27 protein-coding genes are annotated in these 25,132 nt (G+C 75.2%); 11 read left to right on the top strand and 16 right to left on the bottom strand.

Annotated features, from left to right (window positions below; translation table 11 throughout):
- Window positions 1–3: 3 nt before the first annotated feature.
- From E9529_RS15670 to E9529_RS15650, 5 genes are all read right to left on the bottom strand, one after another.
- A complete protein-coding gene (locus E9529_RS15670; protein ID WP_236832096.1) occupies window positions 4–195 on the bottom strand; it encodes a hypothetical protein in 192 nt (63 codons plus the stop codon).
- A gap of 127 nt (window positions 196–322) precedes the next feature.
- A complete protein-coding gene (locus E9529_RS15665) occupies window positions 323–1,624 on the bottom strand; it encodes a citrate synthase (RefSeq protein WP_236832093.1) in 1,302 nt (433 codons plus the stop codon).
- A gap of 7 nt (window positions 1,625–1,631) precedes the next feature.
- Entirely contained in the window at window positions 1,632–2,972 is a 1,341-nt protein-coding gene (locus E9529_RS15660) for a glycosyltransferase family 2 protein (protein WP_236832091.1), read from the bottom strand.
- Window positions 2,969–4,090 (bottom strand): DegT/DnrJ/EryC1/StrS aminotransferase family protein, encoded by a 1,122-nt coding sequence (locus E9529_RS15655; protein WP_236832089.1) that lies wholly within the window; start codon window positions 4,088–4,090, stop codon window positions 2,969–2,971. The genes E9529_RS15660 and E9529_RS15655 overlap by 4 nt, the downstream gene beginning before the upstream one ends.
- On the bottom strand, window positions 4,087–4,539 hold the full coding sequence (locus E9529_RS15650) for an FdtA/QdtA family cupin domain-containing protein (protein WP_236832088.1): 453 nt from the start codon (window positions 4,537–4,539) through the stop codon (window positions 4,087–4,089). The genes E9529_RS15655 and E9529_RS15650 overlap by 4 nt, the downstream gene beginning before the upstream one ends.
- A 115-nt stretch (window positions 4,540–4,654) precedes the next feature.
- Here E9529_RS15650 and E9529_RS15645 point away from each other — a divergent pair, with 115 nt between their 5' ends.
- A complete protein-coding gene (locus E9529_RS15645) occupies window positions 4,655–5,581 on the top strand; it encodes a GNAT family N-acetyltransferase (protein ID WP_236832086.1) in 927 nt (308 codons plus the stop codon).
- A 6-nt stretch (window positions 5,582–5,587) separates the two neighbouring features.
- Here the strand turns inward: E9529_RS15645 and E9529_RS15640 are convergent, their stop codons facing one another.
- From E9529_RS15640 to E9529_RS15630, 3 genes are all read right to left on the bottom strand, one after another.
- The gene (locus E9529_RS15640) at window positions 5,588–6,283 is read right to left on the bottom strand and encodes an acetyltransferase (RefSeq protein ID WP_236832085.1); all 696 of its coding nucleotides are present in this window, start codon (window positions 6,281–6,283) and stop codon (window positions 5,588–5,590) included.
- Window positions 6,284–6,294: 11 nt separating this feature from the next.
- A complete protein-coding gene (locus tag E9529_RS15635) occupies window positions 6,295–7,266 on the bottom strand; it encodes a hypothetical protein (protein ID WP_236832084.1) in 972 nt (323 codons plus the stop codon).
- Between the two features lie 86 nt (window positions 7,267–7,352).
- A complete protein-coding gene (locus E9529_RS15630; RefSeq protein WP_236832082.1) occupies window positions 7,353–8,783 on the bottom strand; it encodes an aspartate ammonia-lyase in 1,431 nt (476 codons plus the stop codon).
- Between the two features lie 171 nt (window positions 8,784–8,954).
- Between E9529_RS15630 and E9529_RS15625 the strand changes: the two genes are divergently transcribed.
- Together E9529_RS15625 and E9529_RS15620 are read left to right on the top strand one after the other, a co-directional pair.
- Complete coding sequence (locus tag E9529_RS15625) at window positions 8,955–9,608, top strand: hypothetical protein (protein WP_236832081.1); 654 nt, start codon at window positions 8,955–8,957, stop codon at window positions 9,606–9,608.
- Between the two features lie 44 nt (window positions 9,609–9,652).
- Window positions 9,653–10,282: a DUF1707 domain-containing protein gene (locus E9529_RS15620; RefSeq protein ID WP_236832080.1), complete on the top strand. Its 630-nt coding sequence runs from the start codon at window positions 9,653–9,655 to the stop codon at window positions 10,280–10,282.
- Between the two features lie 33 nt (window positions 10,283–10,315).
- Here the strand turns inward: E9529_RS15620 and glpX are convergent, their stop codons facing one another.
- Window positions 10,316–11,362: a class II fructose-bisphosphatase gene (glpX, locus tag E9529_RS15615; protein WP_308195290.1), complete on the bottom strand. Its 1,047-nt coding sequence runs from the start codon at window positions 11,360–11,362 to the stop codon at window positions 10,316–10,318.
- A 99-nt stretch (window positions 11,363–11,461) separates the two neighbouring features.
- On the opposite strand from glpX, the gene E9529_RS15610 reads away from it, so the two are divergent.
- The gene (locus E9529_RS15610; RefSeq protein ID WP_236832079.1) at window positions 11,462–12,088 is read left to right on the top strand and encodes a DUF4245 domain-containing protein; all 627 of its coding nucleotides are present in this window, start codon (window positions 11,462–11,464) and stop codon (window positions 12,086–12,088) included.
- A gap of 122 nt (window positions 12,089–12,210) precedes the next feature.
- A complete protein-coding gene (locus E9529_RS15605; RefSeq protein ID WP_236832078.1) occupies window positions 12,211–12,498 on the top strand; it encodes a hypothetical protein in 288 nt (95 codons plus the stop codon).
- 112 nt (window positions 12,499–12,610) lie between these two features.
- Here E9529_RS15605 and E9529_RS15600 read toward each other — a convergent pair whose 3' ends face one another.
- From E9529_RS15600 to E9529_RS15590, 3 genes are all read right to left on the bottom strand, one after another.
- Window positions 12,611–12,829 carry an exodeoxyribonuclease VII small subunit gene (locus E9529_RS15600; RefSeq protein WP_236832077.1) on the bottom strand — a complete coding sequence of 73 codons (219 nt, stop codon included), beginning with the start codon at window positions 12,827–12,829 and terminating at the stop codon, window positions 12,611–12,613.
- A complete protein-coding gene (gene xseA, locus E9529_RS15595; RefSeq protein WP_236832076.1) occupies window positions 12,826–14,088 on the bottom strand; it encodes an exodeoxyribonuclease VII large subunit in 1,263 nt (420 codons plus the stop codon). Before xseA ends, E9529_RS15600 begins: the two co-directional genes overlap by 4 nt.
- 234 nt (window positions 14,089–14,322) lie before the next feature.
- Complete coding sequence (locus E9529_RS15590) at window positions 14,323–15,492, bottom strand: lipid droplet-associated protein (protein WP_236832075.1); 1,170 nt, start codon at window positions 15,490–15,492, stop codon at window positions 14,323–14,325.
- A gap of 127 nt (window positions 15,493–15,619) precedes the next feature.
- On the opposite strand from E9529_RS15590, the gene E9529_RS15585 reads away from it, so the two are divergent.
- Window positions 15,620–16,591 carry a 4-hydroxy-3-methylbut-2-enyl diphosphate reductase gene (locus tag E9529_RS15585; protein ID WP_236832074.1) on the top strand — a complete coding sequence of 324 codons (972 nt, stop codon included), beginning with the start codon at window positions 15,620–15,622 and terminating at the stop codon, window positions 16,589–16,591.
- Between the two features lie 63 nt (window positions 16,592–16,654).
- On the opposite strand, the gene E9529_RS15580 is transcribed toward E9529_RS15585, so the two are convergent.
- The 4 genes from E9529_RS15580 to E9529_RS15565 all read right to left on the bottom strand — a co-directional run bounded on the left by E9529_RS15580 (window position 16,655) and on the right by E9529_RS15565 (window position 20,656).
- Window positions 16,655–17,341: a DUF6542 domain-containing protein gene (locus E9529_RS15580; protein WP_236832073.1), complete on the bottom strand. Its 687-nt coding sequence runs from the start codon at window positions 17,339–17,341 to the stop codon at window positions 16,655–16,657.
- 189 nt (window positions 17,342–17,530) lie between these two features.
- On the bottom strand, window positions 17,531–18,613 hold the full coding sequence (locus E9529_RS15575; RefSeq protein WP_236832072.1) for a DNA recombination protein RmuC: 1,083 nt from the start codon (window positions 18,611–18,613) through the stop codon (window positions 17,531–17,533).
- Between the two features lie 31 nt (window positions 18,614–18,644).
- Window positions 18,645–19,178, bottom strand: a complete 534-nt coding sequence (locus E9529_RS15570) for a methylated-DNA--[protein]-cysteine S-methyltransferase (protein WP_236832071.1) — start codon at window positions 19,176–19,178, stop codon at window positions 18,645–18,647.
- Window positions 19,178–20,656, bottom strand: a complete 1,479-nt coding sequence (locus E9529_RS15565) for an AlkA N-terminal domain-containing protein (protein WP_236832070.1) — start codon at window positions 20,654–20,656, stop codon at window positions 19,178–19,180. Before E9529_RS15565 ends, E9529_RS15570 begins: the two co-directional genes overlap by 1 nt.
- Window positions 20,657–20,798: 142 nt before the next feature.
- On the opposite strand from E9529_RS15565, the gene E9529_RS15560 reads away from it, so the two are divergent.
- From E9529_RS15560 to E9529_RS15540, 5 genes are all read left to right on the top strand, one after another.
- Window positions 20,799–21,707 carry an ABC transporter ATP-binding protein gene (locus E9529_RS15560; protein ID WP_236832069.1) on the top strand — a complete coding sequence of 303 codons (909 nt, stop codon included), beginning with the start codon at window positions 20,799–20,801 and terminating at the stop codon, window positions 21,705–21,707.
- On the top strand, window positions 21,704–22,546 hold the full coding sequence (locus tag E9529_RS15555) for an ABC transporter permease (protein ID WP_236832068.1): 843 nt from the start codon (window positions 21,704–21,706) through the stop codon (window positions 22,544–22,546). The genes E9529_RS15560 and E9529_RS15555 overlap by 4 nt, the downstream gene beginning before the upstream one ends.
- The gene (locus E9529_RS15550; RefSeq protein ID WP_236832067.1) at window positions 22,543–23,820 is read left to right on the top strand and encodes a sensor histidine kinase; all 1,278 of its coding nucleotides are present in this window, start codon (window positions 22,543–22,545) and stop codon (window positions 23,818–23,820) included. The genes E9529_RS15555 and E9529_RS15550 overlap by 4 nt, the downstream gene beginning before the upstream one ends.
- Window positions 23,817–24,449: a response regulator transcription factor gene (locus E9529_RS15545; protein WP_236832066.1), complete on the top strand. Its 633-nt coding sequence runs from the start codon at window positions 23,817–23,819 to the stop codon at window positions 24,447–24,449. Before E9529_RS15550 ends, E9529_RS15545 begins: the two co-directional genes overlap by 4 nt.
- A 96-nt stretch (window positions 24,450–24,545) precedes the next feature.
- Window positions 24,546–25,132: DUF222 domain-containing protein (locus E9529_RS15540; protein WP_236832065.1), on the top strand; the 587-nt coding region annotated here is incomplete at its 3' end.

Raw genomic sequence — 25,132 nt, 5'->3', positions numbered from 1 at the left:
GGCTCAGGGCGCCCACCAGGCGCCGTGCCGGTGCTCGAGGGGGATCCGCAGCTCGCCGCCGTCCTCCGTGGAGACGACCAGCTCCACACTCGTGATGCGCACGGGCGCGCCCTCGCCGTCGGGCTCCAGCAACCGGCCGGTGGCCAGGGGCATGGGCGGCAGGACGAGGAGGTCCTCGTCGGGGAGCTCGGCCATGCGCGGTCCTCTCGAGATGGTGGCCCGCCCACCGTAGGGAACCGGGCCGGGGACGCAACGGGCCGGGTGACCCCGGAGGGTCACCCGGCCCGGTGGCGCCCCGTCGCGAGGTGGACGGGGGCGGCGCTCAGCGCGCGTCGGCGGGGACGTAGTCCCGCGCTGTCTCGCCGGTGTAGATCTGCCGGGGGCGCCCGATCTTCGTGGACGGGTCGGCGATCATCTCGCGCCACTGCGCGATCCAGCCCGGCAGCCGGCCCAGGGCGAACAGCACGGTGAACATCCGCGTCGGGAAGCCCATCGCCTGGTAGATCAGCCCGGTGTAGAAGTCGACGTTCGGGTAGAGCTTGCGCTGGATGAAGAAGTCGTCGTTGAGCGCGATCTCCTCGAGCTGGCGGGCCAGGTCGAGCAGCTCGTTGTTGCCGCCCAGCTTGTCCAGCACGGTGTCGGCCGTCGACTTCACGATGGCCGCGCGCGGGTCGTAGTTCTTGTAGACCCGGTGCCCGAAGCCCATGAGCTTGACGCCCGGCTCCCGGTTCTTGACCCGCTCCACGAACCGCGGGATGTCGCCGCCGTCGGCCCGGATCGCCTCGAGCATCTCCAGCACCGACTGGTTGGCGCCGCCGTGCAGCGGGCCGAACAGCGCGTTGATGCCGGCGGACACGGACGCGAACAGGTTGGCGTGCGAGGAGCCGACCAGCCGGACCGTGGAGGTGGAGCAGTTCTGCTCGTGGTCGGCGTGCAGGACGAAGAGCATGTCCAGCGCCTTGGCCAGGTCCGGGTCGACGTCGTAGGGCTCGGCGGGGAACCCGAACGTCATGCGCAGGAAGTTCTCGACCAGGCCCAGCGAGTTGTCCGGGTAGAGGAACGGCTGGCCGACCGACTTCTTGTACGCGTAGGCCGCGATCGTGGGCAGCTTCGCCAGGAGGCGCAGCGTGGTGATCTCCACCTGCTCCTGGTCGAAGGGGTCCAGCGAGTCCTGGTAGAAGGTCGACAGCGCGCTGACCGCCGAGGAGAGCACCGGCATGGGGTGCGCGTCCCGCGGGAAACCGTTGAAGAACTGCTTGAGGTCCTCGTGCAGCAGCGTGTGCCGCCGGATCCGCTGGTCGAACGCGCCGAGCTGGTCGGCGGTCGGCAGCTCGCCGTAGATCAGCAGGTAGGTGACCTCGAGGAAGCTGGACTTCTCGGCCAGCTGCTCGATCGGGTACCCGCGGTAGCGCAGGATCCCGGCGTCACCGTCGATGTAGGTGATCGCCGAGGTGCACGACGCGGTGTTGACGAAGCCGATGTCCAGCGCGACCTTGCCGGTCGTGGCCAGCAGCTTGCTCGTGTCGATGCCGTCGGCACCCTCGGTCCCGGGCTTGACGGGCAGGGGCAGTTCTCCGCCGGGGTAGCGGAGGGATACGTCCGGGGTGCTCTCGGTCTCGGTCATCGAGGAGTCACGCTACTGGTTCCGGTGCGATCGGTGCACTCGGACGCAGCGCCCAGACCGCGTCGGCCCGGCCGCCGTGCCAGGTCGCCCCGCGCTCGGCGACGGCCAGCCAGGCCTCGCGGAGGAGCCCCGCGGGTTCCTCGGTGGGGACCAGTTCCACGTCGACGTCCGGCCCCTCGGCCAGGGCCCCCGCGACCAGCGGGGCGGCGGTCTCGAGGTCGGGCGGGGCGACGGCGAGCAGGAAGCGTTCGGCGGCTCCGGCGGCCTGCACCTCGCGGAACCCGTCCAGCACGACCCGCACCGCACCCGGCTCCGGAGCGGCCAACGACGCAAGCGCGACGGGGAGGGGCGTGGACCACACGTCGAGCTCCTGGCGGAAGCGGTCCAGCAGCGGACCGGTGTGCGCGCGCTCGGTGAGCGGGCGCGGGTCCTCCTCGGACGCCGGCAGGTTGAGCTCCACCAGCCGCGCCGTCGCGAGGAACCCGGCTTCCAGCATCGCCTGCGCCTCGGGGCCGCCCCCGAGCTCGCCGGCGCGGGCGACGGCCATGGCCAGAGCCTTGAGGTTGGCGCGACGCTGCTTCTGGGGGTCGGCCAGGAAGCCCGCGCGGATTCCCCAGTCGATGAGCCGGGGCCAGTCGCCGAGCCCCCTGGCGAGGATGCGGGGGTCCTGCGAGCTCTGCGTCGAGTGCAACCGGAACCGGCTGAGCGTGCTCGGGGTGTAGAAAGCCGACCCGCGCGCGAGCAGCCGGAGCCAGAGCGCCAGGTCACCGAGCACCGTGAGCCGGCGGCCGTCCACCTGCCAGAGATCGGCGGGATCGACGTCCCCCCGCCGGAAGAGCACGGTGGTCAGCTCCCCGATCACGTTGTTGCAGTTCTCCAGCACCGCATCGCCCAGTTCCCGGCCGTCGATGCGGCCGGGCCGGTCGACCAACGGCTCGAACTGCCCGCCGGGCAGGGGGCGGCCGTCCTCCCCGATCAGCACCCGCCGGGAGAAGGCCATGGTGGCACCGGGCGTGGACTGCATGCCCCGCACCAGCTCCCGCACGCAATTCGAGGCCAGCACGTCGTCGTGGAGGAGGAACTTGACGTATTCGCCGCGAGCCAGTTCGAGCAGCCGCCTGGGGTTGCCGAACCCGCCGAGGTTGGACTCGTGGCGGACGACGCGGACCCGGGTGTCGGCCGCGGCGAACTCGGTCAGGATGCCGGCGGTCCGGTCGGTGGAGGCGTCGTCGCCGACGAGCACCTCGATCTCCCGGTGGCTCTGCTCCAGGGCCGAGCGCAGCGCCGGCCGGAGGAACCGCTCGCCGTTGTAGGTGGGGACGAGGATGCTGACGAGCGGGTCGCTCATGGCCGGAAGCTCTCGATCGCCTGGATCACGGTGTCTTGCTGCTCCTCTGTCAGGTGGGGGCCCAGGGGGAGGCTGAGCACCTCGCGGGCCAGGACGTCGGCCGCCGGCAGGTGCGCCGCGGCGAGGCGGGTGCCCGCGAAGGCCGGCTGGCGGTGCGGGGGCACGGGGTAGTGCACGAGGGTCTCCACCCCCTGGGTGGCGAGGTGGTCGCGCAGGGCGTCCCGGTGGGGCGTGCGGACCACGTACAGGTGCCACACCGCGGTGGCCCAGGGGACGCTGGGGGGCAGGACCAGGCCGGAGCCGGCGAGGCGCTCGGTGTAGCGGCGGGCGAGCTCGTCGCGGCGGGCGTTGTGCGCCGGCAGGTGGCGCAGCTTCACCGACAGCAGCGCGGCCTGCAGCTCGTCCAGGCGGCTGTTCCACCCCACCTCGGTGTGCACGTACTTCTCCGTGGACCCGTAGCTGCGCAGTGACCGCAGCCGGTCGGCGACGACCGGGTCCGACGTCGTGACGGCGCCGCCGTCGCCGAGGGCACCGAGGTTCTTGCCGGGGTAGAAGCTCCAGGCGGTGGCCGAGGTCAGCCCGCCGACCGGTCGGCCGCGGTAGGTGGAGCCGTGCGCCTGGGCCGCGTCGTCGAGCACGGCCAGGCCGTGCCGGCCGGCCAGCTCCAGGAGCGGGTCGAGGTCCACCGGGTGCCCGTACAGGTGCACCGGGACGACGGCACGGGTGCGCGGGGTGACCGCGGCCTCGACGGCGTCGGCCTCCCACGCGCCGGTGACCGGGGAGACGTCGACCGGGACCGGGGTCGCGCCCACGTGCAGGACGGCGAGCCAGGTGGCGACGAAGGTGTGCGAGGGGACGAGGACCTCGTCGCCGGGGCCGACATCCAGGGCGCGCAGGCCCAGGGCGAGGGCGTCCAGGCCGTTGCCCACGCCGACGGCCTGCCCGGCGCCGGTCGCGTGGGCCCACTGCTGCTCGAAGGCCGCAAGCTCCGGCCCCAGCAGCACCCGGTCGCTGTCCAGCACGCGCAGCGCGGCCTCGGCCAGCTCGTCGCGCAGCTCGGCGTGCAGGGCGCGCAGGTCCAGGAACGGCACGCGCCGCCCGGTGGCGGTGGCGGTCACCGGGCGGCCTCTTCGGCGGCGCGCCGGCCGGCGAGGAAGTCGCCGTAGTCCCGGTAGTAGTCGTCCTCGCTGTAGGGCAGCGACGCGAGCACGAGGCAGACGCTGCCCGTGGAGAAGTTGCCCAGCTCCCGCCAGGTGAGGCGGGGGAGCAGCAGGCCGTAGTACGAGCGGTTCAGGTGGAAGCGCGAGGTCTCGGTGCCGTCGTCGACGATGACGTCGAAGCTGCCGGCCGCGGCGATGATCAGCTGCTGGAGGTTCTGGTGGGCGTGGCCGCCGCGCGATTCCCCGCCGGGCACGTCGTAGAGGTAGTAGACGCGGGCGACGTCGAAGGGGATCTGCGACCCGCCCTCGATGAAGGTGAGGTTGCCCCGCGGGTCGGTGACGCGGGGCAGGTCGACGATCCGGCAGCCTGCGCCGGAGCCCTCCGGATGCGGGTTCCAGTCGGTCATGCGGCGACCGGGCGTCAGCGAGCGGCGGTCGGTGTGAGCTCCCAGGTGCGTCGTCACGGATGTTTCATCGGCAGGGGAGAGGATCGGCGGAACGGACGACGACGGGAGCGTGTCGGTGGGGGAGCAGGTGCACGGTGGCGGGTTGCTCTTCGGCGACCCGCGGTTCCACGACCTGAACGGGGTCCCGGAGGAGCGCCGCTGGCGCCACGAGCACCGGGTCGACGGGCGTCTCGTCGGGGTGCTCCCCGGCGTCGTCACCGAAGGCGTGCTGCTCTCCGGGCACAGCGCCCCGTTCGGTGGTCCGGACCTCGCGCGACCCGACCCGACGGTGGGGGACGTCGTCGGCTTCGTGGACGGCGTGCTGGCGCGGGCGCGGGCCGAGGGCCTCGAGGCGGTGCGCATCCGGTGCCGGCCCCCCGAGTACTCGCCCGCGGAGCCGCTCCTGGAGTACGCGCTGCTGCAGGCCGGGTTCGCGGTCGAGCACTGCGACCTCAACCAGGTGGTCGACCTCGCGCCGCTGGGCCCCGACGGCGACCCGCTGACCCTGCTCGGCAAGAAGCGGGCGCGGGACGTGCGCGCGGACCTGGCGCTGCCCTACGAGCTGCTCGACGTGACCGACGACGAGGGCATCGCGCTCTGCCACGGGATCCTCGCGGCGAACCGGGCGGCCCACGGGCGTCCGGCGGGTCTGCCGGCGGAGTACCTGGCGCGGGCCCGGGCGACCTTCCCCGACCGGGTCCGGCTGCACCTGCTGAGGCACGCGGAGCGGCCGGTCGCGGCCGCGGTGGTCTACCGGGTCCTGGACGACGTCGACTTGCTGGTCGCGTGGGGTGATGACAGCAGGCACGGCCTGCAGCGCTCCCCGATGAACCTGCTGGCGCACCTGCTGGTGGAGCGGTCGCTGCGCACCGGGGCACGGCTGCTGGACCTTGGGCCCTCGAGCGAGAAGGACGGCAGCCCCAACGTCGGGCTGGCCCACTTCAAGCGCAGCGTCGGCGCCCGGCCCGGGACGCGGAAGGTCCTGGTGGCTGGGCTGCGCTGACCGTCGTCAACGGAGCTCGGCGGGCACCTTGAACGAGTCGAAGGGGTCCCCGCCGGTGGGCTTGGCCGGGCTGCCGACGTAGACGCCCCGCGGCGGCAGGTCCTTCACGACCACAGCGCCGGCACCGACGACGCTGTCGGCGCCGATGGTCACGTTGTCGCCCACCGAGGTGTTGACCCCGACGAAGGACGAGGAGCCGATCCGGCAGAAGCCCGAGACGACGACGTGCGAGGAGACGAAGACGTGGTCCTCGATGACCGTCCGGTGGCCGATGTGGTTGCCGCTCCAGAGGACGACGTTGTCGCCGACCGAGACGTGGTGCTGCAGCACGTTGTTCTCGAAGACGAAGGCGTTCTCGCCGATCGTGACGTTGCGCCACACGAACGCGTGCGGGCTGACGAACGACGCGCAGGTGTACCCCTGCGACTTGACCTCGTGGAAGAGGCGCGTGCGCAGCCGGTTGAGCCAGGTCGAGGAGAGCGCGACGAAGGCATCCACCCGGGCCGGCGGGTGGCTGCCCGCGAGGTCTTCGAGCGCCACGTAGGGCACGCCGTCGGGTCCTTCACCCCCCTCGGGCAGGAACCGGCGCTCGACGGCGAAGGCGATGACCTCCCGGCCCGAGTCCACGGTGAAGTACTCGTAGGCGATCTCGGCGGTCTCGCCGGCGCCGACGATCACGAGGGGCTTGGCGCGGTCGGTCACGGGGCCTCCGGTCAGGGGATGAGTGGCAGGGGTCGGCGGAGGACGGCGACGCCGAACCCGTCACGGCCATAGCCGTTGCCGTTGTAGAGCAGGAACGTGCCCGCGCCGGTGGTGATCACGGCCGGGTAGGCGACCATCTCGGAGTCCCAGCCCGCGGGGGCGACGTCGAGACCGAGCAGGCCGTCGTGCCGCCGCCACGTGGTCCCGTCGGCCGAGTCGGCGAAGGTGAGCCGGTAGGTCGTCTTCTCCGTGCCGGCACCGAAGAACATCCGCCAGCCCCGCTCGTGGTGGACCACGTACGGCCGACCGACCCGGTGTTCCTCCGGCGAGCCCAGGGGCACGGCGACGTCGCCGGCGTCGGGGAAGTGCAGCCCGTCGGGGGAGCTCATCTGCCGGATGTCGTAGACCGGCAGGAGCTTGGTCCGGCCCTGCCGGAACTCGTGGCCGGCCCCATACCAGCAGCGCCAGGTGCCGTCGTCGAGCCGGGCAACCGAGTGCACGACGCGGAACAGTCGCTCGTCCGGGCTGGTGCGGAGCAGCGGCTGGTCCCGCAGCCGCGTGAAGGAGGTGGTCCCGGTCACCGGGGCGGTCGCCACACCGGAGAAGACCCGGAACCGTTCCTGCGCGGAGCCCGGCGGCTGGTAGCCGGCGTAGTAGAGCCGGACGGTGCCGTCCACCTCCGTCACGGCGCAGGGGACGACGCCGGCGGCGTCGAAGGTGCCGGGGGCGCCGGCGTCGAGGGCTGGGGTGCCCGCCTCTCCGAGCACCCGGGTCGGGTCGTCGGCGTCGAGGTCGACCCACCAGACGCTGCTCGCGCCGTCGGCGTCACGGCACCCGGTGAAGACCCGGATGCGGTCGTCAAGCAGCAGGGGCGTGGGCTGGAGGGCGCCGGTGCGCCCGCTGTGCGCGGGTGCCGTCCAGACCAGCCCGAGCCGGTCCCACTGCATCGGCAGGGCGGTGTCGTCCTCGGGGCCGGTCGGCACCCGGGGAACCTACACCGGCCGGCCGGCCGCCCCCGGAGCACCGCGGGGGGTGTGTCCCGAGCGGGCGGCCGGCCCCCGGCCGCCGGTCAGGGGTGGGTCATCGAGAGGACGTCGAGCGCCTCGTCGAGCTGCTGCTCGGTGAGCTTGCCCTGCTCGACGTAGCCGCGCTCCACGACCACCTGGCGGATCGTCTTCTGCTCCTTGAGCGACTGCTTCGCGACGATCGCCGCCTCCTCGTAGCCGATGTACTTGTTCAGCGGCGTGACGATCGAGGGGGAGGACTCCGCGTAGGTGCGGCACTGCTCGACGTTGGCGACGATCCCGTCGACGCAGCGGTCGGCCAGCAGCCGGCTGACGTTGGCCAGCAGCCGGATCGACTCCAGCACGTTGCGGGCCATGAGCGGCAGGGTCACGTTGAGCTCGAAGACGCCGGTGGTGCCGGCGTAGGTGACCGCGGCGTCGTTGCCGATGACCTGGGCGCCCACCTGGATGACCGCCTCGGGGATCACCGGGTTGACCTTGCCCGGCATGATCGAGCTGCCCGGCTGCAGGTCGGGGAGCTGGATCTCGCCGAGGCCCGTGCGCGGGCCCGAGCCCATCCACCGCAGGTCGTTGGCGATCTTGACCAGGCCGACGGCGATGGTCTTCAGCTGGCCCGAGCCCTCGACCAGGGCGTCGCGGGAGCTCTGCGCCTCGAAGTGGTCGCGGGCCTCGGTCAGCGGCAGCTCGAGCTCGGCGGCGAGCTTCTCGATGATCGCCGCGGCGAACCCGGGCGGGGTGTTGATGCCGGTGCCGACCGCGGTGCCGCCCAGGGGCAGCTCGCCGATGCGGGGGAGGGAGGCCTCGAGCCGCTCCACCCCGTAGCGGACGGCGGCGGCGTACCCGCCGAACTCCTGGCCCAGGGTGACCGGGGTGGCGTCCATGAGGTGGGTGCGGCCGCTCTTCACGACCTCGGCGAACTCCTCGGCCTTGCGGGTGAGCGAGGCCTCCAGGTGGCGCAGCGCCGGGATCAGCGTGACGACGATCGCGCGGGTCGCCGCGATGTGGATCGCCGAGGGGAAGACGTCGTTGGACGACTGCGAGGCGTTGACGTGGTCGTTCGGGTGCACCGGCGCGCCGAGGGACTCGGTGGCCAGGGTGGCGATGACCTCGTTGGTGTTCATGTTGCTCGACGTTCCCGAGCCGGTCTGGAAGACGTCGATCGGGAAGTGGTCGTCCCAGTCGCCCCGGGCCACCGTGCCGGCCGCGGCGCTGATCGCGTCGGCGATGCCGCGGTCGAGCACCCCGAGGTCGGCGTTGACGGTCGCCGCCGCGCCCTTGATCGCGGCCAGGGCGCCGATGAGCTCCCGCTCGATGGGCGTGCCGGAGATCGGGAAGTTCTCGACGGCGCGCTGGGTCTGCGCGCGCCACTTGGCCCAGGAGGGGACACGGACCTCCCCCATGGAGTCGTGCTCGATGCGGAAGTCGGTGGTGTCCTGACCGCTGCCGTCCTGCGCTGCGCCGTTCTGCTGGGCCACGCTGTGCTCCCGGTGGTGTGGATGGTGATGGTGCTCCGCACGGGACCCTAGACACCCGTGGGGGAGGTCGCCGGTCCCGCCCTCGCCCGGGGCCGCCGAGGAGGGGCGTACGCGCCGGACCAGGTGCGCGAGCCACGGTGCCGAGCCGGCCCGAGCCCCGAGGAGGGCCCCATGTCGCAGCCACCCACGCCGCCGGAGTCCGGCCCGTCCGCCGCGCCGTCGCAGGGGGGGCCGGGCTGGCCGCCGCCGACCGCGGGCTGGCCGGGCGTCCAGCCGGTGCCGGACTGGGCCGCGGGGACGTCGTGGCAGCCGGCCGCGCCGGCCGTGCCCCCGCCCGCCGCCGCTGCGCCGGCGCACCGCGGCCGCTGGCTGCTCGCCGGCGCCGCCCTGGGCGGGGTGGCGGTCGGCACGGTGGCGACGGCGCTGCTGCTGGGCGCCGTCGCCGTGGGCAGCGCCGCGGACGTCGGCCGGGCGGTGGCGGCCGAGCTCGGCCCCGCGCTGACCGACGGCATCCGCGACGGGATGGTCGAGGGCAGCCTGGCGCAGCTGGAGGACGCCATGGAGGGCTACGGCGAGGAGGCCGGCGGCTGGTACGGCGGGGCGACCGGGGAAGCCGTCGAGCAGTTCCCGCCGGTGGCGCCCGCGGACCTCGGGCCCGACGACACCCTCGACGCCTACGCGGAGAGCTGCTTCGGCGGTGAGCTGCAGGCCTGCGACGACCTGATGTACGAGTCGCCGCCGCTGTCGGCCTACGAGGAGTACGCCAGCACCTGCGGGGGCCGGGTCAAGGCCTACACGGTCGTGGCCTGCACCGAACTGGGGTGAGCGCCGGGACCTGAGCGGGCCTCCCTCGGCTAGCGTTCCGGTGCGTGAGCTCTCCCGAGGACCCCGCCCCGCCGCCGGCCGTGCGCGTCTCCGACGCCGAGCGGCAGGCGCTGGTGGTGCGGCTGCAGAAGGCCGTCGGCGAGGGGCGCATCGACCTCGACGAGTTCGGGCAGCGGGCCGAGGCGGCCTACGCGGCGGTCACCCGCGCCGAGCTCGACGCCCTGGTGGCCGACCTGCCGCCGGACGCCCCGCCACCCGTGCAGATCGTGGGGCAGCGCCCGGCCGAGGAGGTGACGAGCGTCTTCGGCGACATCACGCTGGCGGTGGCGACCACGCCGCCGCGTCGCGTCGGCACGGTGTTCGGCGACATCCGGCTCGACCTGCGCGGCCTGCGGACCGACGCCGACCGGATCGACCTGACGCTGAGCACCGTCTTCGGCGACATCGACGTCATCCTCGCCGAGGGGGTGGACGGCGAGCTGCACGGCCGGACGATCTTCGGCGACCGGAAGCTGGAGCTCGCCCCGGTGCCGCGGCTCGCGGGCACGCCGCTGGTCGTCGTCCACGCGAAGGCCGTCTTCGGGGACCTGCGGCTGCGCAGCCTGGCCCCCGGTGAGTCGCCCAGCCGCTGGCGCGCGCTGATGGACCGGCTCGCTCAGAACCGCCAGCTGTGACACTGCGATCCTCCGGATCGCAGTGTCATCGCGTCAGGAATCGAAGGGCACCGCGGAGTAGGCGCGCAGCTTCTCCAGCGAGTGCAGGCTCTCGATCGAGCGGATGGTGCCCGACCGGGAGCGCATGACCAGCGACTGGGTCGTGCACCCGCCGGCGCTGTAGCGCACGCCGCGCAGCAGCTCGCCGTCGGTGATGCCGGTGGCCACGAAGAAGACGTCGCCGCGCACCAGGTCGTCGATGTGCAGCACCCGGTCCAGGTCGTGGCCGGCGTCGATCGCCTTCTGCCGCTCGTCGTCGTCCTTGGGCCACAGCCGGCCCTGCAGCGCGCCGCCCATGCACTTGAGCGCGCAGGCGGTGATGATCCCCTCGGGCGTGCCGCCGATGCCGAGCAGCAGATCGACGCCGGTGCCCTCGCGGGCGGCGGCGATCGCGCCTGCCACGTCGCCGTCGGTGATGAACTTGATCCGCGCCCCGGCCTCCCGGACCTCCTGCACCAGTTGCTCGTGGCGGGGCCGGTCGAGGATGCAGACGGTGACGTCGCCGACCGAGCTCTTCTTCGCCTTGGCGATGCGGCGGATGTTCTCCGCGACCGGCGCGGTGATGTCGACGACGTCGGCCGCCGCCGGGCCGGTCGCCAGCTTCTCCATGTAGAAGACGGCGGACGGGTCGTACATCGCGCCCCGCTCGGCGACGGCCATGACGGCGATGGCGTTCGGCATGCCCTTGGCCATCAGCGTGGTGCCGTCGATCGGGTCGACCGCGACGTCGCACTCCGGGCCGTTGCCGTCGCCCACCTGCTCGCCGTTGTAGAGCATGGGCGCCTCGTCCTTCTCGCCCTCGCCGATCACCACGACGCCCCGCATGCTCACCGTGCCGATCAGCGCGCGCATGGCGTCGACCGCGGCGCCGTCGCCACCGTTCTTGTCCCCACGGCCCACCCACCGGCCGGCGGCCATCGCGGCGGCCTCGGTGACCCGGACCAGCTCCAGGGCGAGGTTGCGGTCGGGGGCCGGGCGGCCGGCGCCGAACGGGTTGCCGGCCGTGGTGGGCAGCGGACCGTCGGGAAGGGGCAGCGACACGGGGACCTCCGGCAGTTGGACCCGGCCCGCCACCCGCGAGCGCTCGGGACGGGACCATGGGCGACGAGGTTGGGCGGGCTCGCCTGCGATCCTAGGGGCATGACCGGATCCGGCCCGTCGAGCCAGCAGCCCCCGCGCACCGAGGACGCAGCGGGGCCCGCGGCCGAGGTCCTGCCGCCCCCGGTGTCCGCCGCCGAGCGCGCCAACCGGCTGAGCGCGGCCAACATGCTCCGCTCGCTGCTGCCGCTGGTCGTGATCTGCCTGCTGGTCGTGGGGTGGCAGGCGTTCCGCAACAACCCCGACGACCCGATCCGCGAGGTCGACCCCACGAGCCAGCTGAGGCTGGCCGCGGACCGCGCGGTCTACCCGCTGGTCGTCCCCGCGCTCGACGAGGGGTTCCGCCCCACCAGCGTGCGCACCGACGCCGGCACCGCCCCCGAGGGGTCGCCGGTCACGGTGCAGCTGGGCTACGTCACGCCGGCGGGCGACTACGCCGGCTTCGTGGTCAGCGACGACGCCGACGCCGAGGCCCTCGACGTGCTCGACGGCGCCGCGGAGGTGGGCGTGGTCGAGATCGACGGGGAGGAGTGGATCGAGTCGACGACGCAGCGCGGGGAGACCGCCTTCACCCGGGTCGCCGACGGCGTCACCGTGGTCGTCACCGGCTCGGCCGGGGACGGCGAGCTGCGCGAGGTCGCGGAGGCCGTGGAGCCGTTCAGGAGCTGAGGCCGGCGCTGTCGCGCAGGTCACGACATGGGAACACCCGGTGCGTCCGTTCGGTCGCGGCCGGTCCCCGGGGCAATCTGGCGCGGACGCCCGTGGAACCCACCGCAGCGAGGAGAACCCGGATGCCTGCACGCGAGGACTGCCCCGGCAGCGACCACCGGCCCCCGGTCGACGGCGGCGCGTGCGACTGCGGGATGGTGACCCGGATCCCGGTGGGCGCCCCGGCCGCCCAGCCGGTGGACGTGCGGACGGTGCTGGCGCGCTGCCTCGACGAGGAGGCCGGTGGCGAGGAGACGCCCCCGGTCGGCGCTGCGCCGGCGGTGGAGCAGCGGGTGGACCGGCTGCTCGCGGCCCTGGCCGACGCCGGCTTCGCGGTCACGCCGGAGCCCGGCCTGAGCCGCCCCGCCTGAGCCGCCCCGCCTGAGCCGCCCCGCCTGAGCCGCTCCACCTGAGCCGCTCCACCTGAGCCGCCCCGCCTGAGCCGCGGGCTGCTCGCCGGAGGGACCGCGACGGGCCGGCGGCTCAGCCCTCCTCGGCGGGCGTGGCCGCCGCGAGCCGCTCGCGGGCCCGGTCGAGCCAGTGCTGGCAGACGCCGGCCAGCTCCTCGCCGCGCTCCCAGAGGGTCAGGGACTCCTCCAGCGTGAGACCACCGGCCTCGAGCCGCCGGACGACGTCGGCCAGCTCCTCCCGGGCCTGCTCGTAGGTCGTCGTCGGTTCGGGGGTGCGCTCGTCGGCGCTCATGCGGAGTCCTCCTGGGGGGTGGTGGCGACGGGGCCGGGATCGGGGTCCGCGCTGCGGTCGACGCGGACGGGCAGCCGGCCGCCGGCGACCCGCACGCGCAGGGGCTCGCCGTCGGCGACGTCGGCGGGGTCGCGCACCAGCGCGCCGTCGGCCCGCTGCACGACGGCGTAGCCGCGTTCCAGCGTGGCCGCGGGGGAGAGCGCCGCCACCCGCGCCCGGGCGTGCTCGAGGTCGCGCTCGGCGCCCTCGACGCGGTGGGTGAGCGTCCGGCGGGCGCGGGTGCGCAGCCCGAGGACGTCGTCCTCCCGGCCGTGCAGCAGCCGGTCGGGGGAGGCCAGCACCGGCCGGGTGCGGACCGACTCCAGCCAGCGCACCTGCTGCTCCAGGCGGGTGGTGACCAGGTGCCGGGCGCGGGCGCGCAGCCCGTCGACCAGCCGGCGCTGCTCGCCGATCTCGGGGACGATCCGGTGCGCGGCGTCGGTGGGGGTGGCGGCCCGGACGTCGGCGGCGTGGTCGACGAGCGTCGTGTCGGTCTCGTGGCCGACGGCGGTGACCACCGGGGTGCGGCAGCCGGCGACGGCGCGGACCAGCCCCTCGTCGGAGAAGGGCAGCAGGTCCTCCACCGAGCCGCCGCCGCGGGCGACGACGATGACCTCCACCGCCGGGTCGGCGTCCAGCCTGCGCAGCCCCTCGATCACGTTGCCCGCCGCCTGCGGACCCTGCACGACGCAGTGGTGCACCGCGAAGCGCACCGCGGGCCAGCGCCGGCGCGCGGTGACGAGCACGTCCCGCTCGGCGGCGCTGTCCCGGCCGGTGACGAGCCCGACGACACCGGGGGCGAAGGGCAGGGGCCGCTTCCGCGCGGTGTCGAAGAGGCCCTCCGCGGCGAGCAGCCGGCGGATCCGCTCGATGCGGGCGAGCAGCTCCCCGAGCCCGACGGCGCGGATCTCGGTGGCCCGCAGCGAGAAGGAGCCGCGGGCGACGTAGTAGTCGGGCCGGGCGCGCACGACCACCCGGGCGCCCTCGGTGAGCTCGAGGCCGGGCCGCTCGGCGACGTCGCGGTGGCAGGTGACCGGGACCGACAGGTCGGCCGCCGGGTCGCGCAGGGTGAGGAAGACGGTGGCCGCGCCGCCGCGCCGGGAGAGCTGCGCGACCTGCCCTTCGACCCAGACCTCACCCAGCCGGCCGATCCAGTCGGCCACCTTGCGGGCCACGGTGCGGACCGGCCACGGCGACTCGGGGGACGACGGGGATGTCACGTTCTCCGCCTTTCCGACGGCCCCGCCCCGGGTCCCGCCCTGAGCATGCGAAGGGTGGGGAGGGCGGGGTCCTGCTGCATGCCCCGAGGGTGTCAGACGCCACCGACACCGCCGGTGACCGCCTCGGAGCGTTGAACGGCAGGAGCCCGGACCGCGAGGGGTTACGGGCTCCTGCCGTTCAACGCTGCTCGGGCCGGCCGCCAGCGGGTAGAGCGGTCCGGCGGAGGTGGCCGATCACGTGCCGCGCGGGGCGAGCGGGCTGGACTCGACCGCCTGCTCCTCGAGCTTCTCCAGCCGGTTGCGCAGCATCCGCAGGTAGGGATCGCGCGCCCGGGTGGCCTCCTCGTAGGCGAGCAGCTCGGACACCGTGGTGAGCTGGTAGCCACGCAGCCGGCCGCGCAGCTGGGCGATGGAGAAGCTGTCGTAGCCGTCGACGGGGGCGGCGCCGGCGGCCTGCGCGCCGGAAACCTCGCTGCCGCCCTGCGGGTCGTCGGTCGGCGCCTCGGAGGTCTCCCCGACTGCGTCCACTGCCGCGCCCTCGGCGATCGCGGCGTCGGTCTCGCCGGTGTCGGGACCGCCCACGTCGGTGCGGACGCCGGTGGCCGCGGCGACCGGGCTGCCGCCCTCGTCCACGGCGACGTCCGCGTCAGCGCCCTCGACGGCGGCGATGCCCTCGTCGGTGACCGCGGCCTCGACGGTCGCCACCTCGCCGTCGGGGGTCAGCACGTCGACGCTCTCGCCGCCGTCGGGCTGCGCGGCCGCGGCCGCCGGTGCCGGCTCGGACTCCAGGAGCGCCCGCTCCAGGGCGCCGGAGTCCTCGGTGACCACCGCGTCGTCGGCGGCCGTCGTGCCCGCCTCGGTCCGGTCGAGCGGGTCGGTGTCGGCGACCTCGGGGACGACCTCGTCGATCGCCAGCTCCTCGAGCACCTCCTCGGTGCCCGGCGCCTCCGCAGGCTCGTCGGAGAGCACCTCCTGGGCGCGGTCGGCGCCGTCGGCCAGGTCCGCGGCGTCGTCGGCGAGGTCCTCCACCAGGTCGCGGCTGAGGTCGTCGACGGCGGCCACCACCGCGTCGGCGGCGGGGTCGTCGGGGAGGTCGGCCACCTCCTCGTCGCTGATGCCCCCGGCGCGGTCGAAGGCGGAGTCGCGGAAGCCCGTGCCCGGCTCGTCGTCGTCGAAGGTGGCCAGCCCCGGCTCGGCCTCGCCACGCAGCCCGACGAGCAGCTCGTCGCCGCGGGCGACCAGCCCGGCGTAGGTCTGCTGCACCTTCATCGCGTGCTGCATCGCCATGCCGATGGCGCGCACCGGCAGCCCGGGCAGGGTCTCGGGCAGCTTGCGCGCCTCGTCGACGACGGTCGCCGCCAGACCGGCAGCGGCGCGGACAACCTCAGGGATCTCACGGGCCATGCCGCACAGCGTGCCCCACAACCCGCGGACCGACACCCGATGTGGGCAGATCCACCCGGGAGGTGGCGTGTCCTGCCCCACGTGCGCGCACGGGTCCCCGTCCGCGGACGCACCTACAGTGGTGGGCATGGCTGATCAGCGCGGACGTGTCCTGCTGGCCGATCCCCGGGGCTACTGCGCCGGCGTGGACCGGGCGGTGGTGGCCGTCGAGAAGGCGCTCGAGATCCACGGCGCCCCGGTGTACGTCCGCAAGCAGATCGTCCACAACAAGCACGTCGTCGCCACGCTGGAGCGGCGCGGGGCGATCTTCGTGGACGAGACCGACGAGGTGCCCGAGGGCTCGGTCGTCGTGTTCAGCGCCCACGGGGTCAGCCCGGTGGTGCACGAGGAGGCGGCCGCCCGGCAGCTGCGCACCATCGACGCCACCTGCCCCCTGGTCACGAAGGTGCACCAGGAGGCGAAGCGGTTCGCCCGCGACGACTACGACATCCTGCTGATCGGTCACCGCGGGCACGAGGAGGTCGAGGGCACCTCCGGGGAGGCGCCGGCGCACATCCAGCTCGTCGACGGCCCCGACGACGTCGCCAACGTGCAGGTGCGCGACCCCGAGAAGGTCGTGTGGCTGTCGCAGACGACCCTCTCGGTGGACGAGACGCTGGCGACGGTCGACCAGCTGAAGACCCGCTTCCCGGGGCTGCAGTCGCCGCCGAGCGACGACATCTGCTACGCCACCCAGAACCGCCAGCAGGCGGTGAAGCAGATGGCCGCCGAGTGCGACCTGGTCCTCGTGGTCGGCTCGACGAACTCCTCCAACTCGGTGCGGCTGGTGGAGGTGGCGCTGGAGGCCGGCGCCCGCGCCGGGCACCTGGTGGACTACGCGTCCGAGATCGACGAGGCCTGGCTGGAGGGCGTCGGCACGGTCGGGGTCACCAGCGGTGCCTCGGTGCCGGAGATCCTGGTCAGCGAGGTGCTGGACTGGCTCGCCGCCCGCGGCTACCCCGACGTCGAGACGGTCAAGGCCGCGGAGGAGCGGCTGGTCTTCGCGCTGCCGCACGAGCTGCGCCGCGCGGAGAAGGCCAAGCAGAGCACCGGCGACTGAGTGCCGTACGACGAAGCCCCGGCCCGCGCAGCTGCGGGGACCGGGGCTTCGTCGTACGGGGTGTCAGCGCCGGCTGACCAGCCGGAACACGGCGAGCAGGACCGCGACGCCGGTCGCGGCCGCCATGGTCGGGAACCCGCGCACGAGCAGGGTGGCCATCGTGGGCAGGTTCAGCGCCGCCGACGGCGCGAGGGCGGTGTTGACCACCGCGACCAGCGAGAACACCAGCGGCGGCGCGACGACGACGGAGAGCAGGTCGCGGCGGCGCACCAGCAGGGTGGCCGCGGCGGTGCCCGCCGCCAGGGCCACCAGCGTGATCATGCCGAGGCCGATGCCGAGGAAGGAGTCGGCGGCGCCGCCGGCGAGGGTCAGCAGGAACACTCCGAGGACGGCGAGGGAGCCGCGCAGCCGGCTGCCTTGCGCGGTGGCCGGGGAGGCGGCGGTGCGCGACCGCGCGCGCTCGGGCGCGGGCCGGCCGGTGGCCGGCCGCGGCGGACCCGGCTCCCGCCGGCGGGGACCGGACGGCTCGGGCCGCTCGTAGCGGTCGTACCGCTCGTCGGCGTACTCGCGGTCGACGGCGCGCAGCCGCTCACCGGCACGACCGGGCACCGGGGGGCGGCCGGAGCGCGCGGGGCGGGCCGGGCGGCCGGGACGCTCGCTGCCGGCCGTCGGGCGCGGGGCGCGCGCGGGGTACGGCCGCTCGGGGCGCCCGTCGCCCTGCCATGCGCCCGCCGTGCTCGCCGTGGCCATGGCGCACCTCCGTCACGCTCCGCTGGACGACCCGGCTGGCCGACCGACGGGGGCCACGGTAGCGACCCGAGCTGGCAGTTCGTGGGAGGACGCCGTCGCGTCGCGGGCAACCAGTGGTGACCCAGCAACGCAGCGTGATGACTGTGACGTGCGGGGTGGACGAGTCCGTCCGGCCGGGCGCGTCCGGCGTCAGCCGGAGGTGCCGTCGCGGTCCTCCGCCGCTGCCGGTGCGAGGTGCCCCACGTCGGCGGAGGGGCGCAGCGCGCGGATCGTCGCCTCGACCTGTTCCGGTTCGGGCACGGGTGACTCGGCGACCCCGAGGTCGTCGAACCGGCGAGCGGCGGTCAGCACCGAGCGCTCGTAGGAGCCCACCGTCTCGTTGTAGCGGGTCAGCGTGGTGGAGAGCGCCGAGCCCAGGCGGGTGAGGTGACCGGAGAGGGTGCTGAGGCGGGCGTGCAGCCGCCGGCCCACCTCGAGCACCTGGTCGGCGTCGCGGGCCAGCCGTTCCTGCCGCCACGAGTAGGCGACCGTGCGCAGCAGCGCCAGCAGGGTGCTGGGCGTCGCGAGCACGACGTCCCGCGCGAAGCCGTACTCGAGCAGGCCGGGCTCGGCCTCCAGCGCCGTCGTCAGGAAGCCGTCGGAGGGCACGAAGAGGACGGTGAACGGGGCGGCGGGGCGGAAGGCGGTGGGGTAGCGGCGGGCGGAGAGCTGGTCGACGTGGGTGCGCAGCTGCCGGGCGTGCGCGGCGACCCGCTGGGCGCGGACGTCGCGGTCCTCGGCCTGCACCGCCTCGATGTAGCCGGTGAAGGGCACCTTCGCGTCGACCACCACCTGCCGGCCGTCGGCGAGGGTGACGACGAGGTCGGGGCGGACGCCGGCGCCCTCGTCGTTGGTGCCGGCGGGCTGCTCGACGAAGTCGCAGTGCTCCAGCAGGCCGGCGACCTCGACCACGCGCCGCAGCTGCACCTCGCCCCAGCGCCCGCGGACGTGCGGCGTGCGCAGCGCGGTGACCAGCGCGGCCGTCTCGTGCTTCAGCTGTGCGGATGCGTGGCCGACGGTGCCCATCTGCTCCCGCAGCTCCCCGTGGGCGGTGGCGCGGGCCCGCTCCATGCCGGCCAGGAGCCGGTGCAGGTGGTCCAGCGACTCGTGCACCGGTTCCAGCCCCGCGTCCGCCGGGCGGCGCCGGGCGAGCAGGGTGACGACGCCCAGCGCGATGGCGGCGCCGAGCAGCGCGCCGAGGAGGAGCCCGAGGAAGAGGGAAGCGGCGTCCATGGGCCAGACCCTGCCGGAGGGGTCCGACAGTTCAGCTGACGGCCGCGCCGGCGTGCGCCGCCTCGTGGTCGAGCAGCCAGCGCTTGACCGGCGTCCCCCAGCGGAAGCCGCCCAGGCCGCCGCCGGAGCCCAGCACCCGGTGGCAGGGCACGAACAGCGCCGCCGCGTTGCGCGCGCAGGCGTTGGCCGCCGCGCGCACCGCGGCCGGCCGGCCGCAGCGGGCGGCGAAGGCCGCGTAGGTGTCCGGCCGCCCGGCGGGCACGGTGCGCAGCACGTCCCAGGCCTGCTGCAGAAAGGGGCCGGATCGCTGGCGGACGGCGACGCCGTCGATGGCGCCCACCCGGCCGGCGTGGAACTCCTCGACGACGTCGAGCACCGCCAGGCCGGGGGCGGCCTCGCTGCGCGCGGGCCGCAGGGCGGGGTGCACGACGGCCAGGAGGTCGGCGACGTCGGCGGTCCACCCGCTGGCCAGGACGACGTCCCGGCCGTCGGGGGCCGTCTCGACGACGACGGTGAACGGGCCGGGCGGGGTGGCGACGGTGGCGTGCCGGGCCGGTGCGGTCATCAGGCGCTCCTCGGGAGGCTGGCGGTGCGGGTGAACAGGGTCGGCGCGGCGAGCGCCCACAGGTGCATGACGGCGTAGGACCGCCATGGCCGCCAGCGGGTGGCGGCCTCGGCGTCGGTGCTGCCGAGCGAGGCCAGCGACCGGCGCAGCGCCAGGTCGCCGGGGAGCCAGACGTCGGGGTCGCCCATGCCCCGCAGTGCGACCAGGGCCGCCGTCCAGGGGCCGATGCCCGGGACGGCGAGCAGCGCGCGGCCGGCCTCCTCCCGGTCGGCGCCCGGGTCCAGGGCGATGCCGCCCCGGTCCAGCGCCGCGGCGAGGGCGGAGACCGTGCGGCGGCGGGCCCCGGTCAGCCCCACCGCGGTGAGGTCGGCGTCGGCGAGCGCGGCCGGGCGGGGGAAGGCGTGGGTGAGCGAGCCGACCGGTTCGGCCAGCGGCGTGCCGGCGACCAGCAGCCGCGCGGTGAGCGTGCGCGCACCCGCCACCGACACCTGCTGCCCCAGCACGGCGCGGACCGCCAGCTCGGCCGCGTCCGGCGAGGCCGGCACCCGGCGCCCGGGGGCGGCGGTGACGAGCGCGGCCAGCGCCGGGTCGGCGCCCAGGGCGACGTCCACCGCGGCCGGGTCGGCGTCCAGGTCGAGCATCCGGCGGCAGCGGGTGACCGCGGCACCCAGGTCGCGCAGCTCGGTCAGCCGCAGCTGCGCGGTCACGCCGTCCCCGCCGGCCGACGGGGAGAGCCGCACCACGGCCGGGCCGTGCGGGAGGTCGAGCACGCGGGAGAACGTCGTCCCGTCCCACTCCTCGAGGCCGGGGACGGCGTGCGCGCCGAGGAAGAGCAGGACCTCGTCGGCGGGGTACGGCGCCCGCGCGGCGAGCCGCAGGGTCAGCCAGCCGGGCTGCCCGGCGGGGGCCGACCGGCGGGCGCGGCGCAGCTCGGTCGGCGTCGTGGCGAACACCTCGCGCACCGTGTCGTTGAACTGCCGCACGCTGGCGAAGCCGGCCGCGAAGGCGATGTCGGTGACCGGCAGGCCGGTGGTCTCCAGAAGCACGCGGGCGGTCTGCGCGCGCCGTGCCCGCGCCAGTGCGAGCGCACCGACGCCGAGCTCGCCGACCAGCAGGCGGTGCAGCTGCCGCTCGGAGTACCCGAGGCGGGCGGCCAACCCCGGCACCCCGGACCGCTCGACCTCGCCGTCGGCGATCAGCCGCATCGCCCGGGCGACGACGTCGGCCCGCACGTCCCACTCGGGTGACCCGGGGACGGCGTCGGGGCGGCAGCGGCGGCAGGCCCGGTAGCCGGCGCCCTGCGCGGCGGCCGCCGTCGAGAAGAAGGAGACGTTGCGGGCCAGCGGGGTGCGGGCCGGGCAGGAGGGGCGGCAGTAGATGCCGGTGGTGCGCACCGCGGTCACGAACCAGCCATCGAAGCGCGCGTCCCGGCCGGCGACGGCGCGGTAGCAGCGTCCGTGGTCCAGGGGCTCGCTCACGGGGTCGAGCATGCCAGTGCGGGAGGGGCGGCTCCGGCGGTTTTCGGACACGGCCGTGGCACCCGCCGTCCACCGATCGGTGGACGGCGGCCCAGCAGGTCGGTCGTCCCGCGCGGCGGCCGCGCACCGCGAGGCTTCCGGCATGACGACGACAGGACCGGCGCCGCTCCGCCAGGGGACGGCGATCGACAGGGCACCGGCCGTGCGCGTGCGCGGGCTGGTCAAGCGCTACGGCGGCAGAGCCGTCGTCGACGACGTGGACCTCGACGTCCGGCGGGGGGAGGTGTTCGCGCTGCTCGGGCCCAACGGTGCGGGCAAGACCACGACCGTCGAGATCCTCGCCGGCCTGCGCCGCCGCGACGCCGGTGAGGTCACGGTGCTGGGGGAGGACCCCGCCACCGGCGACCGCCGCTGGCGGGACCGCGTCGGCGTGGTCGGGCAGACCACCGGCGCCGGTGACGCGCTCACCGTGCTGGAGACGGTCGACCACTACGCGCGCTACCACGGGCAGCCGCAGGGCAGCGGGGAACTGCTGGCGGCGGTCGGGCTCGAGGGTGCGGCACGCACCCGCGTCGACGCGCTCTCCGGCGGGCAGCGGCGCCGGCTCGAGGTGGCCCTCGGCGTCCAGGGGCGGCCCGAGCTGCTGTTCCTCGACGAGCCGACCACCGGCCTGGACCCCGCCGCCCGCCGCCAGTTCTGGACGCTGGTGGAGGGGCTGCGGGAGACCGGCACCACCGTCCTCCTCACCACCCACTACCTCGACGAGGCCGCGCAGCTGGCCGACCGCGTGGGGGTGATCGCCGCCGGTCGCCTCGTCGAGGTCGCGCCTCCCGACGCGCTCGGGACCGCGCTGCGGCGCGAGGCCACCGTGCGCTGGACGGAGGACGGCGCACCGCGCTCGGTCGTCACGCCCGAGCCGTCCGCCGTCCTGCGCGACCTGCTGGCCGCTACCCCCACCGGCGAGATCCCCGACCTGTCCGTCACCCGCCCGAACCTGGAGGACGTCTACCTCCGGCTCGTCGGCGGCACCTCCGAAGGAGGCCCCCGATGACCACCGCGACGACGCGCCCGGCCGACCCCGGCACCCGTCCCGCGCCGCCGGGCGCCGTCACCATCGGCCGGGCCCGCATCGGCCTGGAGCTCCGGCTCTTCGCCCGCGACTCCGGCCAGGTCGTCTTCTCGTTCGCCTACCCGGTCGTGATGCTGCTCATCTTCGCCTCGGTGTTCGGTGACCAGGAGGTCTCGCCCGGCGTCGGCTTCGACCGGTACTTCCTCGCCGGCATCGCGGCCACCGGCATCATGCTGACCAGCTTCCAGGCGGTGGGCATCGCCATCGCCGAGGAGCGCGACCGCGGCGACCTCGGGCGGCTCCAGGTGCTCGGCACGCCGCCGGCCGCGTACGCGATCGGCAAGGCCGGCCAGGTGCTGCTGACCACCGTCGTCCAGCTGGCGGTGCTGCTCACGGTCGCCGCGCTGGTCTACGACATCCCGCTGCCCACCGACGCCGGCCGCTGGCTCACCTTCGCCTGGATCACCCTGCTCGGCGCGCTCGCCGGCACGGTGCTCGGCATCGCGGTGTCGGCGTTCGTCGGCAGCGCGCGGTCGGCGGGCACCGGGATCCCCGCCATCGCGGTCGTGCTGCAGTTCGTCTCCGGCGTCTTCTTCGTCTACTCGGAGCTCCCCGAGGTGATGCGGCAGGTGGCGGCGCTCTTCCCGCTCAAGTGGATGACCCAGGGGATGCGGTCGGTGTTCCTGCCCGACGGGGCGGCCGCCGCGGAGCCCGCCGGGAGCTGGGAGCACCCGATGACTGCCGCGGTGCTGGCCGCATGGGTGATCATCGGCGTCGTGGTGGTGGCCCGGACCTTCCGCTGGCGCAGGAGCGGCGGATGACGTCGCGCAGGACCCGGCGCCGGAGCGCGCTGCGCGACAGGCTGGCCGCCGCCTTCCTCCCCGAGCCGGTGGAGGAGGGCGGCGGCGAGCCGCTGACCGAGCGCGGCTGGCAGGCCACGCTCGCCGGGCTGCACGTCGTCGCCGCCGCCGTCTGGGTGCTGGCGGTGGTGACCGCGGTCGGCCTGCAGGACGGCGAGGGCCGGCCGGCCGCCGCCCTCACCGTCCTCGGGATCCTGGCCGCGGCGTACGCGCTGTTCGGCGCCCGGGCGATCGGCGGCGGGCGGCCGGTGCACGCGGTGGTCTACCTGGGCGTGCTCGTCGCGTCGTTCGCCGCGCTCGGCTTCACCGCTCCCGTGCTGTTCTTCATGCTCTTCCTCGCCTACCCGCAGGTGTGGTTCGTCGTCCAGGGAACGGCGACCGGCATCGCCTGGACCGTGCTGCTGGCCGTGTCCAGCGCCGTCGGCCCGGTGGTGCGAGCGGGCTCGGGCGACGAGGCGCGCGACGTGCTGCTCTCCACCGGGGTGAGCATGGTCTTCAGCCTGGCGCTGGGGCTGTGGGTCAGCCGGGTGCTCTACCAGAGCGCACGGCGCGCCGACCTCATCGAGCAGCTCGGGCGCACCCGCGCGGAACTGACCGCCGCCGAACGGGAGCGTGGTGTGCTGGCCGAGCGCGAGCGGCTGGCGCGCGAGGTGCACGACACCCTCGCGCAGGGCTACACGAGCATCGTCGTGCTGGCGCAGACGGCGGCCGCGCAGCTGCCGGAAGGTGCCGACGCCGCGCGCGAGCGGCTCGCCGTCATCGAGGAGGTGGCGCGGGACAACCTGCAGGAGGCGCGGGCCGTGGTGGCCGCGTTCGCCCCGGTCGCGCTGGAGGGCTCCACCCTGGTCGAGGCCCTGGCCCGGCTGGCCGATCGGTTCGGTCGCGAGACCGGGCTGGCGGTGCGGGTGGACACCTCGGCGCTGGACGGCGGGGTCGCGCTGCGTCGCGACGAGGAGGTCGTGCTGCTGCGGGGTGCGCAGGAGGCGCTGACCAACGTGCGCCGGCACGCCGACGCCAGCAGCGTGGCGATCCGGATCTCCGCGGTGGGGGAGGGGGACGCTCGGCAGGTGTCGGTGCACGTGGAGGACGACGGCGTGGGCTTCGACCCCGCTCGCGCGGAGGGGGCGGGGCTGGACGGGCTGCGCGACCGGGTCGCGTCGGTCGGCGGCGCGGTGGACGTCGCCTCCAAGCCCGGTGCCGGTACGCGCGTCACGGTCCGGGTGCCGGGCTCGTGATCCGCGTCGTGGTGGTGGACGACCACCCCGTCGTCCGCGGCGGGCTGGTCGGGTGGCTGGACGCGCAGGACGACCTGTCGGTGGTCGGGGAGGCGGGGGACGGTCTGGAGGCGCTCGCGGTGGTGGCGGGGACGGCGCCCGACGTCGTCCTCATGGACCTGCGCATGCCGCGGATGGACGGTGCGACGGCGACGGAGAAGCTGGCCGCCTCGCACCCCGGCGTCCGCGTGCTCGTGCTGACCACGTACGACACCGACGCCGACATCGTGCGGGCGGTCGAGGCGGGGGCGACGGGCTACCTGCTCAAGGACGTCCCGCTGCCGCAGCTCGCGGACGCCGTCCGGGCGGCGGCGCGCGGGGAGACCGTGCTGGCGCCGCCGGTCGCCGCCCGGCTCGTGTCGCGGCTGCGGGCGCCGGCGCCCGAGGCGCCCACCGCGCGGGAGCTCGAGGTGCTGCGCGGGGTGGCGCGCGGGCTGACCAACGCCGAGATCGGCCGCGAGCTGTTCATCGGCGAGGCGACGGTCAAGACCCACCTGCTGCGGGTCTTCGCCAAGCTCGGCGTGGACGACCGGACGCGGGCGGTGCTGGTCGCCGTCGAGCGCGGGCTGCTGCCGCCGCCGGGCCGCTGACGACCGGCTGTCAAGACATCCGCCGGAACTGTGGACAGGCGTTTGACCTGCACTTTCATGTCGCGAGCAGCGGGCCATCTGCGGTAGCATTCGTACATGTGTTCGACAGGTGTGGACGGCGTGGTCGGCCGGTTGGTCGCCGCGCTGGACGATCTGTCCGCCGAGCGCCTCGACGGCGCGTTCGGGCCGCAGCTGATCGAGCAGCTGGGTGCGCTGCTCACCGCGTCGAACCGGCTGGCCGCGCAGGTGGCGCGGCGGGTGCGCGAGTGCGAGCTCACCCAGGCCGCCGAGCACGACGGGCACAAGACCATGGCCTCCTGGCTGCGTGGGCACGCCCGCCTGTCCCCGGGGGCGGCCGCCCGGCTGGTGTCCTCCGGCCGGGCTCTGGAAGCGCTGCCGGCGGTCGCCGCCGCGGCCGGCACCGGGGCGCTGCCCGCCGAGGCGCTGGCGGTCATCGCCCCGGTGGCCACCCCGGGCAACCTGGCCGCCGCCGCGGCCCAGGGCGTGGACCTCGCCGGGGTCGATGCCGCGTTCGCCGAGGTGGCCGCCAGCCGGCCGCACGCCGAGCTGCGGCAGGTCGTGGCCCACTACCTGGCCCGGCTGGACCCCGACGGGCCCGAGCCCGACCCGACCGAGGGCCGGTCGCTGACCTTCACCCGGCACGCCGACGGGTCCATGTCCTT

Source organism: Blastococcus sp. KM273128 (assembly GCF_021698975.1).
In the GTDB taxonomy this organism is placed as follows: domain Bacteria; phylum Actinomycetota; class Actinomycetes; order Mycobacteriales; family Geodermatophilaceae; genus Blastococcus.
This window is presented reverse-complemented; position numbering and strand designations above follow the sequence as displayed.